This is a genomic window from Pseudomonas sp. R45(2017), from assembly GCF_002112305.1.
GTDB classification, from domain to species: Bacteria; Pseudomonadota; Gammaproteobacteria; order Pseudomonadales; family Pseudomonadaceae; genus Aquipseudomonas; species Aquipseudomonas paraglycinae.
In genome coordinates, this window is sequence record NZ_NEHH01000002.1 from 557,481 (window position 1) to 573,395 (window position 15,915).

Sequence of the window (15,915 nt, forward strand, 5' to 3'; positions counted from 1 at the left end):
GGCTGGATGTCCCGGGAGCAGCAGATGAAAACCTCATACTGGCTGGCCGCCGCCTGCCTGGCAGCGAGCGCGTCAGGCTATGCCAATGCAGGATTCAAACCCATCGAAATCAAGGACCAGGAGCTCGCTGAGCTACGCGGTCGCTATGTCATGCCGGGCCGGATCATCAGCTTCGGTGTCGTCATGAGCAGTACCTGGCGCAACGCCAGCGGAGATCTGATCGGGGCCTCGGCCACGATGCAATTGCAGGCAGCTTCGGTAAAACCCGAATTCTACGTCTCGACCATCAAGGAACACGGCAATGGCAGTACCCCGGAACTGGGGACTGGCTCGGTCGTGGGTGGCGCGGGACTCAACTCCAGCCAGGGCGTGACGCAGAGTGTGCGCGCCGCTGGCGACGGCAACGCCGCCTACAACAACGTTGCGATCAACGTCAAAGAAGCCAGTCAGGCACCTGCACTGATGCCTGCCCAGGGCCAGGCCTTGATGGCCGGCCAGACCATTTCCGGCAGCAACGGCGCCGGCAGCGTCGCGGTTTCAGCCACAAATGGCGGAGTGCAAATGGCCATTCAGGCCTCCGGCAATCAGGGTACAGCCTTGCAACAGGTCGCCCAGGGCGGACTGTTGCAAAACACCCGTTTGCTGGGTAACGCGAACGTAGTCAACAACCTGACGCAACTCAACGTTGTCCTTAACAATAACGGCATGAGTGCCGGCGCACTGGACTGCAACCTGACTCAACTCAGGGCACTACGCAACATCGGATATTGAACTACGCTGAGTCTCGATCATTGGGCTTAAAGGGACGGCTTATTCATGTATCGATCAGTATCACTGCGTGCTGCTGTATGTTTGAGTACTCTTCTACCCGCGGCGATGCTGCAAGCTGCACCCGACGCCGATGTAGAAGCCCTGAAACAGGAACTTCTGGAGCTGAAGCAACGATACGAAGTACAACAAAAAGCCCTGGCGGTACTCGAACAACGGGTCCGCCAGGTCGAAGAACAACCCGCCTCCCCACCTCCTAAACGCCTGGCCAAATCGCCTTCGGACATGAAAGGCAACCGGGTGGCCGCAGGGACCGGGGCTGCAGCAGCGTCGGGGGGCGCCGCCGGGGGCAGTGGCGCGTCCTATGGCCAGTCGCTGGCCGACGATTCGCAACCGGCACAGAGTGTGTCCAACCTGTACGACGAAGCCAGCGGCTTTTTTGGCGGCGGCAAGTTCAGCTTTGAAACCGGCGTGACCTATTCACGCTACGACACCCGCCAGCTGATTCTCAACGGTTTCCTCGCCCTGGACTCGATTTTCCTCGGCAACATCAACCTCGACCGGATCAAGGCCGACACCTGGACCCTCGACCTGACGGGACGCTACAACTTTGACAACCGCTGGCAGTTCGACCTGAACGTGCCGGTGGTCTACCGTGAATCGACCTATCAGTCCGGCGGCGGCAACGGCGGCGCCTCAAACGTCACCACCGAACAGGACGTAAGCCGCGATCCGACTATCGGCGACGTCAACTTCGGCATTGCGTACAAGTTCCTGGACGAGTCGGTCAATACCCCGGACGCCGTGGTTTCCTTGCGGGTCAAGGCGCCTACGGGCAAGGACCCGTTCGGGATCAAGCTGCGCCAGACCGATGCCAACTCGAACCTGTTCGTGCCTGACACCCTGCCCACCGGCAACGGCGTCTGGTCGATCACCCCGGGCATCTCGCTGGTCAAGACGTTTGACCCGGCCGTGCTGTTTGGCAGCCTGTCCTACACCCATAACTTCGAGGAATCGTTCGACGACATCAGCTCGACCGTCAACCAGAAAAACCCGGGCAAGGTACGCATCGGCGACAGCTTCCAGATTGGCGCGGGTGTTGCCTTCGCTCTGAACGAGAAGATGAGTATGTCGTTCTCCGTCTCTGACCTGGTGCAACGCAAGAGCAAGCTGAAACAGGATGGCGGGGATTGGGAATCGGTGGTGTCCAGCGACGCCAACGCCGGTTACTTCAACGTCGGCATGACCATTGCGGCCACCGACAACCTGACCATCGTGCCCAACCTGTCCATCGGCATGACGGACGATGCCCCGGACTTCTCCTTCAGCCTGAAATTCCCGTACTACTTTTAAACAGCAACATCATGAAAAGGCCCGCTGCGACTTGCATCGCAGCGGGCCTTTTCAGCTTCCTGTCTTCAGGAAGCACCGCGCCCTAGCGGATCTGGTGCTTGTGCAGCAAACGGTAGAAGGTCGGCCGGGAAACCCCCAGCACTTTGGCCGCCACACTGAGATTGTCACTGTGCCGGTTCAATACGTCGCACAACGCCTGGCGTTCGGCGCGGGTCTTGTAGTCTTCAAGCGTGCCCATCGGTGCAGCGATCGACTGTTGGCTGATCAGCCCCAGGTCTCGGGCCTCGATCTGCCGTCCTTCGGCCAGTACCAGACCGCGGCGTACGCGGTTGGCCAGCTCGCGGACATTGCCCGGCCAATCGTGCTTGCCCATGGCGATCAGCGCGTCTTCGCTGAAACTGCGCGGACGACGGCCGGTTTCGTGGCTGTAGAAATGGGAGAAATGGTTGGCCAGCATCGACAGGTCGCCGTGGCGTTCGCGTAACGGCGCGGTGACTACTTGCAGCACATTGAGCCGGTAGTACAAGTCTTCACGAAAGCGTTTCTTCTCGATGGCAGCTTCGAGGTCGACGTGAGTCGCCGCCAGCACCCGCACATCCACCGGTATCGGCTGACTGCCGCCCACCCGTTCAATGTGTTTTTCCTGCAGAAAGCGCAACAGATTGGCTTGCAGTTCCAGCGGCAGATCGCCGATTTCATCGAGAAACAAGGTGCCGCCATTGGCTGCTTCAATACGCCCGACCTTGCGTTGATGCGCACCGGTGAACGCGCCTTTCTCGTGGCCGAACAGCTCGGACTGGATCAAGTGTTCGGGAATCGCTCCGCAGTTGATCGCCACAAACGGTTTGCTGTGGCGTTGCGACTGTCGGTGCAGGGTGCGGGCGACCAGTTCTTTACCGGTGCCGCTTTCGCCACGAATAAGCACTGGCGACTCGGTGGGCGCCAGTTTGCTCAGCAACTTGCGTAGCTCACGGATCGGTTTGCTGTCGCCGAGCAGCTCATGTTCCGGCTGATCCACGTGAATTGTGCCCTGACCGCGCAGGCGCGCCATGCCGAACGCGCGGCCGAGGGTGACCTGCACCCGTGACACGTCGAATGGCAAGGTATGGAAATCGAAAAACCATTCGCAGACGAAATCGCCGACGTTCTGCAAGCGCAGCACTTCCTGATTCAGCACGGCGATCCATTCGGTGCCGCTGCGGCTGATCAGCTCTTTGACGGCTTCGGGGCGTTCCAGGTGAAAAGGCTGTAACCGCAACAGGCCGACATCGCAGCTTCGATCGGCGGCATTTTCCAGGCTACAACTGTCGACGTCCCAACCCACGGCACGTAAACCCGGGAGCAATCGGTGACAGTCGTCGCACGGGTCGACGACCAATAAACGTCTTAATGCAGGCGCTTCGCTCATGACTGTTCCTTGGCGCCAAATTTTAGGAAATGATCGTAAAAACAGTCATTTGGCAAACCTGACTGTTACATTAGCAAGAATTTGACGGCGTCTTGTATCGATTGCTTATAGATGTACAAGTGAAGCAGTTATAAGAAGCCGGTTTATTAGTTAGCTATCGACTTGATTCTTTCGTCAGGCTTTCAAAACCTGTCTGAATATTGAGTGTATGAAAGAAAGTCGAAATTTCTTCAGATTCTGTGTGACCCGCCAGCGGGTTGCGTGCATCAGTACAAGTAACTCGCCGAACGGTAAGCCCAACCGACGGCACATCACTTGATTGGGCACTAATAGAGAGAAGACCCCATGACCGCCCCGCTCCGTATCAACGAAGCTCTTTTGATTGCCAACCGCGCATTTAAACCTTTTCAATGCGTCGCCTGGGCACCACAAGACGGCAATGGCGAACTGAGCCTGACCGTCATCGACCGCACCAACTCTCACATCGGTCGTACTCAGATTCCAAGCAGCGCCTACTCCGATCCGGCGCAACTTGAATACCTGCTGCAACAAGCCCGCGCCGAACTGAGCGAAGAAGGTTACGCGCTGCAATCGTGGTCGATGCCACACTGATATTTGCGGGCAATGCGGATGACGATCAAGTCATCCGCCCTATTCTGTAAGTTGCGAATCTTTTTCCAACTTCAGTCTCTTTGTACAACTTTCCTCAATACTTTCGCGCCTGAATGCTTGGCAGGCTTGCGACTGGTTCAAAAAGACACTGTTCTGGCACAGTGCGACCCTCCACCTGTTAGTTCTGTCAGTTGTACTTGCGCGTATTCAGGGATTGAATGTTCCGCTCATGCAGTTACCCGTTCCGCCTCCCGGAAATCGGTCGACTCGCAAGGAGAAGCATGCATGTCATCCCAGATCGCCATAGCGCTGCCGACGCTTGCGAATAACGCCGGACAACTCGACAAGGCCTTTTCCAGCAACGGTGTGGCGCAGGTCTACTTCTCCGGCAGTACGTCCAGCCTGACTCAGAGCGTGGCGCTCGATGGGCAAGGTCGGATTCTGGTCGCCGCCAAGGTGGGCACCGCTCAAGGCAGCCGTTTCGGTCTGGCCCGCCTGCTCGAAGACGGCTCGGCGGATCTGGAGTTCGGTTTTCAAGGCAGTGTGATCGGCCGGTTCGCTGCCGGTTTCGAAGCCACCGGCAGCAAGGTGCAGGTCTTGCCAGACGGGCGGATTCTGCTGGCGGGTCTGCACTACGAATCGGAACATCGCTCCCTGCCCGCCTTGGCTCTGTTCGATGCCCAGGGCCGCCCTGCCCCGGATTTCGGTGACAACGGCCGGAAAATTGTCCGCCTACCCGGCGACCTGTCCATGGGCACCCGCGATGCCTGGCTCCCGCCGGGCGTTCCGGGCGCCGAAGCCTGTGATTTCGCGGTGCAGCCCAACGGGCATATCCTGCTGATCGCCAACCATCACTTCGAACTGGCCGATCACGTCGGCATACTGATTCGCCTCAAACCCGACGGCCGCCTGGATCCCTCCTTCAACGGTCGCGGATTCGTCATGGTTCGCCACTTGCTGCTCAATACCTGGCTCGGCGGCCTGCTGTTGCAAGAAGACGGAAGAATCGTGGTGGCCGGCTCCATCGATTTCCCACAGGAAGGCCTGCTCGCCCGCTATCTGCCGGACGGGCAACTCGACGAACGCTTCGCAGTAGACGGTTTTCTGGCCTTCAAAGTCCACGGGCGCAGTGCGCTGGTCAATCAGGTCATCGAATCGGCAGAGCATCTGCATTGTTTTGGCAGCAGTCGCGATCCGATCCGATGCATGGCGCAGTCTGTTCACGGCAACGGTCGCCCCGACCTGCACTGCAACGGTGGTCAGCCACACCTGCTGGTAGTCGGCCCAAGCGGATGTCAGTGGAGCGCGGCACAAGTGATGCCGGACGAGCGCATCATCGCGGTCGGCGCGACGATCGGCGGGGTTGAAGCTGACTTTATCGTCGCCCGCTATCTGGCCAACGGCAGCCTTGATCGAAGCTTCGGTTCCGGTAATGGCTGGTTGCGTACGCGGCTGGGGCGCAGCCTCGATACCGCTACTTCAGTGGCGATTCAAACGAATGGCGAAATTCTGGTGGGCGGTTATACGCTGGATGGCAACCACCGTGCAGTGGTCGCACGTTATCTGAATCACTGATGCGAACCTTCCCACACTTGATCTTGCCCATCGCTTACGGCAACTTGCGCGCTTCTTAATACAAGGAGCAACCAATGTCCGGTTCGATGGCCCAGGCGTTCGCGCACAACTTTCTCGGGCATTCACCCCGCTGGTACAAGGCGTGCATCGTCGGGTTTCTGCTACTCAATGCGCTTGTGCTGTGGGCCGCAGGTCCCGTCGCCGCCGGATGGTTGCTGGTGATCGAGTTCATTTTCACCCTGGCAATGGCGCTCAAGTGCTACCCGCTGATGCCTGGCGGCTTGCTGTTGATCGAAGCGCTGCTGCTGAAAATGACCACGCCACAGGCGCTGTACGAAGAGCTGCAGCACAATTTCCCGGTGATTCTGCTGCTGATGTTCATGGTCGCCGGCATCTACTTCATGAAAGACCTGCTGCTGTTCCTGTTTTCGCGCCTGTTGCTGGGCGTGCGTTCGAAGGCGCTGCTGGCCCTGATGTTCTGCTTTTTGTCGGCGTTTCTCTCGGCGTTTCTCGACGCACTGACCGTGACCGCAGTGATCATCAGCGCCGCCGTGGGCTTCTATTCGGTTTATCACCGGGTGGCCTCCGGCAACGATCCGCGCCAGGACAGCGAATTCAGCGATGACCAGCATCTGCCCCAGCTGCATCATGAGGATCTGGAACAGTTTCGTGCCTTTCTGCGCAGCCTGTTGATGCACGGCGCCGTCGGCACTGCATTGGGCGGGGTCTGCACCCTGGTGGGCGAACCGCAGAACCTGCTGATCGGCCATGAAATGGGTTGGCACTTTGCCGAGTTTTTCCTGAAGGTCGCGCCGGTTTCCCTGCCGGTTCTGGTCGCGGGACTGGTGACCTGCCTGCTGCTGGAGAAACTGCGCTGGTTCGGCTACGGCACGCTGCTGCCGGACAACGTACGCGTCGTGCTGGCTAACTACGCCGCTGAAGACAACGCAGAGCGCACCCCGCGCCAACGCGCCGCCCTGCTGGTGCAAGGCTGCGCTGCGCTGATCCTGATTGCCGGGCTGGCGTTCCATATCGCTGAAGTCGGCTTGATCGGCCTGATGGTGATCGTGCTGATCACGGCTTTCACCGGCATCACCGACGAGCACCGACTGGGCAGCGCCTTCAAGGACGCCATGCCGTTCACCGCGCTCTTGGTGGTGTTCTTCGCCGTGGTGGCGGTGATTCACGACCAGCAACTGTTTGCGCCGCTGATCCAGTGGGTGCTGGCACTTCCGGCCGATCAGCAGCCGGGGATGCTGTACATCGCCAACGGTCTGCTGTCGGCGATCAGTGACAACGTGTTCGTTGCAACAATCTACATCACTGAAGTGAAACAGGCGTTCCTGTCCGGCCACATGAGCCGCGAACACTTCGAGACGCTGGCGATTGCGATCAACACCGGCACCAACCTGCCGAGCGTGGCGACGCCCAATGGTCAGGCAGCATTTCTGTTTCTGCTGACGTCGGCGATTGCACCGCTGGTGCGCTTGTCCTACGGGCGGATGGTGTGGATGGCGTTGCCCTACACCGTGGTGATGGGATTGCTCGGCTGGTACGCCGTGAGTTACTGGCTGTAGAAACAACAACGGGAGCCCTGGGGCTCCCGTTTTTTTATGCTTCGATCAGCGCGGCAAGAGGTACTTTTCGATGGCCTGCGCTACGCCATCCTCTGTGTTCGACCCCGTCACCACGTCGGCCTGACGCTTCACCGCGTCCTCGGCCTGCCCCATGGCAATCGACAACCCGGCAACATGGAACATCGCCGGATCATTGCCGCCATCGCCAATTGCAGCGGTCTGCGCCAGCGGCACGCCCAAATGCGCGGCCAAGGTTGCCAACGCAGCGCCCTTGTTGGCGTCCAGCGCCGTCACGTCAAGGTACACCGGTTGCGAGCGCGACACCTGTGCCAACCCTTCGACCTTCGGCAGCAACTGCGCCTCCAGTTCGATCAGCAGTTCAGTGTTGTTGCTGGTCGCCACAATCTTGTCGATACGTTCCAGATACGGCTCGAAGCTCTCCACCACCACCGGCGGATAACCGAGCCCGTGCTGCTCGCGCGGCACCATCGGCCCGTGCGGATCCTTGAGCAGCCAGTCGCCACCGCTGAACACCCAGATTTCGACATCCGGCTGATCGGCGAACAACGCCAGTGCAGTCAACGCTGCTGTGGCCGGCAGGTAATGCGCAACCAGAATGCTGCCATCCGGATTGACGATCGTGCCGCCATTGAACGCCGCGGTCGGCAGGTCGACGCCCAGCGCTTCGATCTGCTGCAACATGGCTTTGGGCGGACGCCCGGTGGCCAGGCTGAACAGCACGCCCGCCTCGCGCAGCGCACGAACGGCATCGATGGTGCGCTGGCTCAGACTGTGATCGGGCAGCAACAGCGTGCCGTCCATGTCACTCAACAGAAAACGGATCGGCTCGCTCATCCGAGACCATGCCAGACGCGACCATCGCGAGTCAGCAGATCATCGGCGGCTTTCGGCCCGTCTTCGCCAGCGGCGTAGCTCTGCACGCTCGCGTCCTGTTGCCAGGCGTCGAGGAACGGCTGCACCGCGCGCCAGCCGTTCTCGATATTGTCAGCGCGCTGGAACAGCGTCTGGTCACCGGTCAGGCAGTCGTAGATCAGGGTTTCGTAGCCGGTGGACGGCTGCATTTCGAAGAAGTCCTTGTAGGCGAAACCCAGCTCGATATTGGCCATGTTCAGCGCCGGCCCCGGCCGTTTGGCCAGCAGGTCGAACCACATGCCTTCGTTGGGCTGGATCTGGATACGCAGGTAGGTCGGCTGCAATTCGTCGACCTCGGTGTCCCGGAACTGCGCATACGGCGCCGGTTTGAAGCAGATGACGATCTCGGTGTCGCGCACGCTCATGCGTTTGCCGGTGCGCAGGTAGAACGGCACGCCGACCCAGCGCCAGTTGTCGATCATCACTTTGAGCGCCACGTAGGTTTCCGTGGTGCTGTCGGGCGAGACGTTGTTCTCGTCGCGGTAACCGGATACCGGTTTGCCAGCGACTTCACCGGCGCTGTATTGACCGCGCACCGAGTTTTCCCGTGCTTCCTCGGTGGTCCAAGGGCGGATCGCACCGACGACCTTGGCCTTCTCGCCGCGCACCGCATCGGCGCCGAACGCCGCCGGCGGTTCCATGGCGACCATGGCCAGCAACTGGAACAGGTGATTGGGCACCATGTCCCGCAGGGCGCCGGTGTGTTCGTAAAAACTGCCACGGGTTTCGACGCCGACGGTTTCGGCGGCGGTGATCTGCACGTGGTCGATGTAATGGTTGTTCCAGAACGCTTCGAACAGGCTGTTGGAGAACCGGCTGACCAGAATGTTCTGCACGGTTTCCTTGCCCAGATAGTGATCAATCCGGTAGATCTGCTTTTCCGACATGACCTTGAGCAGGCAGGCGTTCAACGCCTCGGCGGTTTGCAGGTCGGAGCCGAACGGTTTTTCGATCACCACCCTTCTGAAGGCTTCCGGGGTTTCTTCGAGCAATCCGGCGCTGCCGAGACGGCGCACCACTTCGCTGAAGAAACGTGGCGCGGTGGCCAGGTAGAACACCGCATTGCCAGTACCGCTGTCGGCGATTTTCGCCGCCAGGGCTGAATAGGTGCTGTCGTCCAGGAAATCGCCCTGGACGTAGCTGATGCCTTTGGCGAGCTTGGCCCACAAGGCCGGATCAAGCATCTGATCGCCCTTGCCGACCTTCGCTGCCACTTCGGTGCGGATGAAGTCTTCGAGCTTTCGCGCGAAGGCTTCATCGGTGATGGCGTTGTGATCAACGCCGACGATCCGCAGCCCCTCATTCAGCAGGCCGTCGCGACTCAGGTTGTACAGCGCCGGCATCAGCAGGCGCTTGACCAGATCACCGTGGGCGCCGAACAAAAACAGCGTGGTCGGTGGCGCGGGTTCTGCCTTGGATTTCCTGCGGATCGTATGGGTCATTTCTTCGGTGTCTCCACATGGCCGCCGAAGCCGAAGCGCTGGGCTGAAAGAATCTTGTCGCCGAAAGTGCCCTGACCGCGCGAGCGGTAGCGCGAGAACAGCGAGTTGGACAGCACCGGTACCGGCACCTTTTGTTCCATTGCCGCTTCGATGGTCCATTGACCTTCGCCGCTGTCGGCTACGGAGCCAGAGAAACCGTCGAGTTTCGGGTCGACCGCCAGGGCATCGGCGGTCAGGTCGAGCAGCCAGGACGACACCACGCTGCCACGACGCCAGACTTCGGCAATGTCAGCCACGTTCAGGTCGAAACGCTGGTCTTGCGGCAGAAGCTCGCTGGACTTGGTCTTGAGGATGTCGAAGCCTTCGGCGAACGCCGCCATCATCCCGTACTCGATCCCGTTGTGGATCATCTTGACGAAGTGACCGGCACCGGCGGGACCTGCGTGGATGTAGCCGTGCTCGGCACGGTGGTCATCGGACTTGCGGTCCTTGGTGCGCGGGATGTCACCCATGCCCGGCGCCAGCGCGGCGAACAGCGGGTCAAGACGCTTAACGGTCTCGGCATCGCCACCGATCATCATGCAGTAGCCGCGCTCCAGGCCCCAGACGCCGCCGGAGGTGCCGACGTCGATGTAGTGCAGGCCTTTCTCGGCCAGGGTCTTGGCGCGGCGGATGTCATCCTTGTAGTTGGTGTTGCCGCCATCGATGATGGTGTCGCCCGCCTCGAGCAGATTGCTCAGGGCTTCGATGGTGTCTTCAGTCGGTGCGCCGGCCGGCAGCATGACCCACACCGCGCGCGGCTTGGCCAGGCCTGCGACCAGTGCAGGCAGGTCGGCGACGCCGGTAGAGCCCTCGGCGGCCAGGGTGTCGACAAAGGCGGTATTGCGGTCGTAAACAACGGTGGTGTGACCGTTGAGCATCAGACGTCGCGCAATATTGCCGCCCATGCGGCCCAGTCCAATAATCCCGAGTTGCATGTGCTGATGCTCCTTACTACAAATAAAAGTGTGTCAAAGGTATAGCCCAACGCGACTAATGGAGGTTAGTCCAGAGCGTCGGGTTGAAGTTTCCGTGCATTGTGCCCGATCCAGACTGATAACGTCGGGAAACGTGTCGAAGACACAACGACCATGAAAAATAAAAAAGTTCCATTCACGAGCAAAAGAAATCAAAATCGGCGCCGATAGCAGGTCAAGGCCCGAAACCGGGGCTGATCTGCAGTTGAGACACGCCATTTGCGAGGTGAGCAATGGGCACAGTACATACAGCAATGCCGCCACAAACCCTGTACGTCACCATCCGTCGCGATGAATTGCGACAGTTGAAAGATGAACGCGATCAGCTCAAGCAGGAACTCGCGCAATTGCGCCTGCTGACCCAAGGCGCCGAGCCACAGCCCTTGCCGCGCGTACAGCGCTCGCCCCACGCCTGATCTCCCCGCCCGCTTCGGGAGCGGCCATTGCCGTTCCCGACATGCTGCACCTCCTGCCTGTTTCGGCAACTAACAAAGTTTTCACATTGGCTTGTTGATACTCCGGCGCATTCTGGCCGTGCGTGTCTGCGCATGGCCTCCGTTCGTCGGGTTCATACGCGGTTACATGAAGCGCCCGGCGGTGGATGTGACGACTGAGCTGGAGTGCTGAATGGCGGTGTTCAAACGCAGCAATACGACTGCGACAGGTTTCGACTGGGCCGGTTTTATCTGGCTGTTCGTGTTTTTCTGGTACTTCTCCGGTATCACCCAACTGCTGATCCAGTTGACGGGCACTTCAGGGTTCACGGGCTTTCGCCAGGCCTTCGTGATGAGCGCCGTGTGGCTCGCGCCGATGTTGTTGTTCCCCAAACGCACCCGTTTGCTCGCCGCGCTGATCGGCGTGGTGCTGTGGGCCTGCTCGATGGCCAGCCTGGGGTATTTCTTCATCTATCAGCAGGAATTCTCCCAGAGCGTCATCTTCATCATGTTCGAATCGAACGTGTCCGAAGCCGGCGAGTACATGACCCAGTACTTTGCCTGGTGGATGGTTCCGGCGTTCCTCGCACACACTGCGTTCGCGTACTTCCTGTGGACCCGCCTGCGTCCGGTGTACTTGCCCCGTGGCCGGGCACTCGTCGCCGCCATGGCGATTCTGGTGGCCGTGATCGGCTACCCGCTGGTCAAGCAGACAATGCGCACGGGCAGCCTTGCTGGCGGTTTCGAGAAATTCGAGACCCGCATCGAGCCGGCCGTGCCGTGGCAGATGGCCGTGGCGTACCACCGCTATCAGGACACCCTGGCCGACATGCAGGGCATGCTGCACAGCGCGAGCAAGATCCCGCCGCTGAAAAACCTCAAGGACTCGGGCGCCAACCAGCCGGCAACCCTGGTGCTGGTGATCGGCGAATCCACCAACCGCCAGCGCATGAGCCTCTACGGCTACCCGCGTAAAACCACGCCGGAGCTGGACAAGCTCAAGGATCAGCTGTCGATCTTCGACAACGTCATCACCCCGCGCCCTTACACGATTGAAGCGCTGCAACAGGTGCTGACCTTTGCCGACGAAGAAAACCCGGACCTGTACCTGTCCACGCCGTCGCTGGTCAGCATGATGAAACAGGCCGGCTACAAGACGTTCTGGATCACCAACCAGCAGACCATGACCAAACGCAACACCATGCTCACGACCTTCTCCGAACAGGCCGACGAGCAGGTGTACCTGAACAACAACCGCAACCAGAACGCCGCCCAGTACGACGGCGACGTGATCGAGCCGTTCAACAAGGCCCTGGCCGACGCGGCGCCGCGCAAGTTGATCGTCGTGCACCTGCTCGGTACGCACATGAGCTACCAGTACCGTTATCCGCCGAGCTTCGACAAGTTCCAGGACCGCAACGACGTTCCGACCGGTGTGCGTGACGATCAGGTTCCGACCTACAACAGCTACGACAACGCGGTGCTGTACAACGATTTCGTGGTCTCGAGCCTGATCAAGGACTACGCCAAATCCGATCCGAACGGCTTTTTGCTGTACCTCTCCGACCACGGTGAAGACGTGTTCGACTCGGTCGGCCACAGCACCTTGGGTCGCAACGAAAACAAGCCGACCGCACCGATGTACACCATTCCGTTCATGGCCTGGGCGTCGCCGAAGTGGCGTGAAAACCACGACTGGAGTTTCGCCGGGGATCTGAGCCGCCCTTACAGCAGCTCGCACCTGATCCACACCTGGGCGGACCTGGCCGGTTTGAGTTTCGATGAACTGGATCGCACCAAGAGCGTGGTCAGCGACAGCTTCAAGCCGCGTCCGCTGTTGATCGGCAACCCTTACGAACGCGAACAGCGGGCTCTGATCGACTTCAGCCTGATGAAGCCGAAGAAACCCGCCACTGCGACCACGGAAGTGGTTCTGCAACAGTAACGAAAAGGGCCGGAAACGGCCCTTTTTGACATTTACAGCCGCACTGCCCCCTCCTTCCTTACGACCAGCACGCGTCATTCACGCGTGCAGCGTTCGTCCGATACGCCGTGGAAACACCCTGTAAAACCTACACTGAACGAGCGTTAACCTCTTGTTAATGCCCTCGACGGACACTGCGCCCCGAGGCCCTGATTCATGGACGAACGGCTCCGACATTTTTCGTAGGAGGCACCATGAAAACCACGACTGCAATTCTTGCAGGCCTGCTTACCCTCGCATCCGCCAGCGCATTCGCCGAAGGCGGCGCCGAGCGCATGAGACATTACTGGGCCAATTTCCCGGTTCATTCCGCACAGAGCCAGCAGGCTGAGGCGAAGACCAATAAACTCAAGGTTCCGGACGACCAGACCGCCCAGGTCACCGAGTCCTATCGCCCTTGAGCGAACGCTTTACCGATGGACCTGCGATGGCTCCGCTCTGGCCCCGCAGATGACAGTTGGGCGCCCTGTTCGGGCGCCTTTTTTTATGCCTGCAGATCCTTGATCCAGAACAGCATGCGCCCGTGACTGGGGTCGAACATGCCCGGCGCGAAGCCGAACTTGGCGTAGGAGTTTTGCGCCACGGCATTGCCTTCAAGTACTTCCAGAGTGATCTTGCAGCAACCGCGCTGACGGGCTATTTCCTCGACCTTGCGCAGCATTTTCTGGCTCAACCCCAGACCGCGAAACTTGGTCACCACCGACACGTCATGCACGTTGACCAGCGGCTTGCAGGCAAACGTGGAAAACCCTTCAAAGCAGTTCACCAGCCCCGCCGGCTCGCCACCGACAAAGGCCAGGACGCTGAACGCGTGGGGCCGCTTGGCCAGTTCGGCGGGCAGTTGCTGCAACAGTTCGGGGGCAATGGGATGGCCGCCGCCCATCGGGTCTTCGGCGTAATGATTGAGCACCACACCGATGGCCTCGGCATGCACCGGGTTGGTGTAACTGGCTTGAAGCACAAGAATTTCTGCGGAATCCATTTCCTTCCTCGATCGCACGGGGCCCCGGCGCGTTTGATACGCACTGATAGGCTCGGCGACCTTAGCGCGAGGCAGGCCCCGGCCACAACCCGACGTATTCAGTGGCCCCAGATGAGTTCTTCAGTCCAGCCCAGCTCGGCGAAATCCTCGGCTCGCAGACCGGACTCGCCGGCACAGAAAAACTCGTCCAGTTGCGGCGGTTTCACCGAGGTGCCACTGAGCATCGCGTGGACCTGGCCACGATGATGGATCTGATGCTCGAAAAGGTGGGAAATCATCCGCAGCCGACTGTCGTGCTGCGGCGTGTCGCGGGCGATCGTGACGATGCGCCCCAGATCGGCATCGCGCAGTTGCTCGCAGTAGGCGATCAGCCGACGGTCGACATGGGCCTGCTCACGGCGCAGGGCCTGCGCCTCGGTGAAGGGCTCGTCAGCGTTGAAGAACACGTAGCAATCGGGATGCGGTTCGTCACCGCGCAACTCGCGCTCCAGCGCATCGACGTAGAACCAGTCGCAGGTCAGGATGTGATTGAGGGTCAGGCGGATGCTCGGGAAGAAACTCACCCGTGGCGCTGCCAGCTGCGCATCATCGAGCTGGCTCCAGGCCTTGGCCAGTCGATGGTTGGCCCAAGCGTTCTGATAAGCCATGGTCAGCAAATGGTGGGACAGTGGCTGAGTCATGTCGCGCCCTCCGTGTTTCAGGTTTCGGCGAAGCGTTGCAGCTGCATCTCCTGCAAGCGGCTGAGGGTCCGGCGGAACGGGAATTCCAGGTAGCCTTCGGTGTAAAGCGCGTCCATCGGCACTTCCGCCTCAATGTACAGCGGCACCTTGCGGTCGTAGCACTCGTCGACCAGCGCGATGAACCGGCGCACGCCGTCATCATGCACCGACAACTGCGGCAATTCGCGATCGCCGGCCACTACCCGTTCCGCGCCGTCCTCGGTGCCACGGGCAATCCGCCCTTCGCGTTTTTTCGCGCTGAGGTTCGGCACCTCGCTCAACAGGATAGTCCGGTAGGTGTCGCACAGCGCGATGAAGTCCATGGCAGCGAACGGTTGTTCGCACAGGTCGGCATAGCGGCACCACAGCACCGAATCGTTGGCCTGTACCACGTTCAGGGCGCGGTAACCGACCGGCACTGGTTCGGTGCTGACGGGTTGCCCGGCGGCCAAGGCGTCGAACACTTGGCTTAGCTCGCTACCCTGCCCCGCAGAGGCGACCCAATAGCGTTGTTCGACAGCACCGGGATGCAAGCGGTGATCTTCGGCGCCATTCACCGCGACCACTTGCATGTGCTGCTTGATCGCGGTGATTGCCGGCAGGAAGCGATCGCGGCTGAAGCCGTCGGCATACAGCTGATCCGGCGGCAGGTTGGAGGTGCAGACCACCACCACACCTTCATCGAACATCACCTGAAACAGTCGTCCGAGAATGATCGCGTCACCGATGTCATTGACGAACAGTTCATCGAAACACAGCACCCGCACCTCGACCGCCAACTCACGAGCCAGGGCCCTCAATGGATCGGCGATCCCGGTCAGTTGAAAGGAACGCTGGTGCACCCAGCCCATGAAGTGATGAAAGTGCTGCCGCCGCGCCGGCACCCGCAGGCTTTGGTGGAATTGATCCATCAGCCAGGTCTTGCCGCGCCCGACCGGGCCCCACAGGTAAACGCCGGTGACCGAACGGGCACCGGCGTGCAGGGCTTCATGGCATTTTTGCAAGGACCAGACCGCGTGTTCCTGGGCTTCATCCTGGATGAAGCCCTTGTGGTCGACGGCGTATTGCCAGGCGCTCAAAGGGGAGTCGAAAGTCATGCGCGGCAGTATGCC

The 15,915-nt window shown here is 60.2% G+C and carries 15 protein-coding genes; 8 read left to right on the forward strand and 7 right to left on the reverse strand.

What is annotated here, in order from left to right; all coding sequences use genetic code 11:
• The first annotated feature begins 24 nt into the window (after window positions 1-24).
• Together CAF74_RS06730 and CAF74_RS06735 are read left to right on the forward strand one after the other, a co-directional pair.
• Window positions 25-771, forward strand: coding sequence for a hypothetical protein (locus CAF74_RS06730; RefSeq protein ID WP_085745781.1), 747 nt, complete (start codon window positions 25-27; stop codon window positions 769-771).
• A gap of 45 nt (window positions 772-816) precedes the next feature.
• A complete protein-coding gene (locus tag CAF74_RS06735; protein WP_085745782.1) occupies window positions 817-2,121 on the forward strand; it encodes a transporter in 1,305 nt (434 codons plus the stop codon).
• Window positions 2,122-2,203: 82 nt separating this feature from the next.
• On the opposite strand, the gene CAF74_RS06740 is transcribed toward CAF74_RS06735, so the two are convergent.
• Window positions 2,204-3,529 carry a sigma-54 dependent transcriptional regulator gene (locus CAF74_RS06740; RefSeq protein WP_007957480.1) on the reverse strand — a complete coding sequence of 442 codons (1,326 nt, stop codon included), beginning with the start codon at window positions 3,527-3,529 and terminating at the stop codon, window positions 2,204-2,206.
• Window positions 3,530-3,874: 345 nt separating this feature from the next.
• Here CAF74_RS06740 and CAF74_RS06745 point away from each other — a divergent pair, with 345 nt between their 5' ends.
• The 3 genes from CAF74_RS06745 to nhaB all read left to right on the forward strand — a co-directional run bounded on the left by CAF74_RS06745 (window position 3,875) and on the right by nhaB (window position 7,293).
• Window positions 3,875-4,141 carry a hypothetical protein gene (locus CAF74_RS06745; RefSeq protein ID WP_085745783.1) on the forward strand — a complete coding sequence of 89 codons (267 nt, stop codon included), beginning with the start codon at window positions 3,875-3,877 and terminating at the stop codon, window positions 4,139-4,141.
• Window positions 4,142-4,426: 285 nt separating this feature from the next.
• Window positions 4,427-5,716, forward strand: coding sequence for a hypothetical protein (locus tag CAF74_RS06750; protein ID WP_085745784.1), 1,290 nt, complete (start codon window positions 4,427-4,429; stop codon window positions 5,714-5,716).
• A 74-nt stretch (window positions 5,717-5,790) separates the two neighbouring features.
• Complete coding sequence (gene nhaB, locus CAF74_RS06755) at window positions 5,791-7,293, forward strand: sodium/proton antiporter NhaB (RefSeq protein ID WP_085745785.1); 1,503 nt, start codon at window positions 5,791-5,793, stop codon at window positions 7,291-7,293.
• A 45-nt stretch (window positions 7,294-7,338) separates the two neighbouring features.
• On the opposite strand, the gene CAF74_RS06760 is transcribed toward nhaB, so the two are convergent.
• Genes CAF74_RS06760 through gnd form a run of 3 tightly spaced genes read right to left on the reverse strand, consistent with a single transcriptional unit; the run spans window position 7,339 to window position 10,645 of the window.
• Window positions 7,339-8,148 (reverse strand): Cof-type HAD-IIB family hydrolase, encoded by an 810-nt coding sequence (locus CAF74_RS06760; RefSeq protein ID WP_085745786.1) that lies wholly within the window; start codon window positions 8,146-8,148, stop codon window positions 7,339-7,341.
• Window positions 8,145-9,668 carry a glucose-6-phosphate dehydrogenase gene (gene zwf, locus CAF74_RS06765; protein ID WP_085745787.1) on the reverse strand — a complete coding sequence of 508 codons (1,524 nt, stop codon included), beginning with the start codon at window positions 9,666-9,668 and terminating at the stop codon, window positions 8,145-8,147. Before zwf ends, CAF74_RS06760 begins: the two co-directional genes overlap by 4 nt.
• Window positions 9,665-10,645 (reverse strand): phosphogluconate dehydrogenase (NAD(+)-dependent, decarboxylating), encoded by a 981-nt coding sequence (gene gnd / locus CAF74_RS06770; RefSeq protein ID WP_085745788.1) that lies wholly within the window; start codon window positions 10,643-10,645, stop codon window positions 9,665-9,667. The genes zwf and gnd overlap by 4 nt, the downstream gene beginning before the upstream one ends.
• Before the next feature lie 272 nt (window positions 10,646-10,917).
• Here gnd and CAF74_RS06775 point away from each other — a divergent pair, with 272 nt between their 5' ends.
• From CAF74_RS06775 to CAF74_RS06785, 3 genes are all read left to right on the forward strand, one after another.
• Window positions 10,918-11,100 (forward strand): DUF6026 family protein, encoded by a 183-nt coding sequence (locus CAF74_RS06775; protein ID WP_007957508.1) that lies wholly within the window; start codon window positions 10,918-10,920, stop codon window positions 11,098-11,100.
• A 211-nt stretch (window positions 11,101-11,311) separates the two neighbouring features.
• Window positions 11,312-13,063, forward strand: a complete 1,752-nt coding sequence (locus tag CAF74_RS06780) for a phosphoethanolamine transferase CptA (protein ID WP_085745789.1) — start codon at window positions 11,312-11,314, stop codon at window positions 13,061-13,063.
• 233 nt (window positions 13,064-13,296) lie between these two features.
• Entirely contained in the window at window positions 13,297-13,503 is a 207-nt protein-coding gene (locus tag CAF74_RS06785) for a hypothetical protein (RefSeq protein WP_085745790.1), read from the forward strand.
• Window positions 13,504-13,586: 83 nt separating this feature from the next.
• Here the strand turns inward: CAF74_RS06785 and CAF74_RS06790 are convergent, their stop codons facing one another.
• From CAF74_RS06790 to zapE, 3 genes are all read right to left on the reverse strand, one after another.
• Window positions 13,587-14,084 (reverse strand): GNAT family N-acetyltransferase, encoded by a 498-nt coding sequence (locus tag CAF74_RS06790; protein WP_085745791.1) that lies wholly within the window; start codon window positions 14,082-14,084, stop codon window positions 13,587-13,589.
• Window positions 14,085-14,182: 98 nt separating this feature from the next.
• On the reverse strand, window positions 14,183-14,764 hold the full coding sequence (locus CAF74_RS06795) for a DinB family protein (protein WP_085745792.1): 582 nt from the start codon (window positions 14,762-14,764) through the stop codon (window positions 14,183-14,185).
• 17 nt (window positions 14,765-14,781) lie between these two features.
• Window positions 14,782-15,900 carry a cell division protein ZapE gene (zapE, locus tag CAF74_RS06800; RefSeq protein WP_085745793.1) on the reverse strand — a complete coding sequence of 373 codons (1,119 nt, stop codon included), beginning with the start codon at window positions 15,898-15,900 and terminating at the stop codon, window positions 14,782-14,784.
• Window positions 15,901-15,915: the final 15 nt, after the last annotated feature.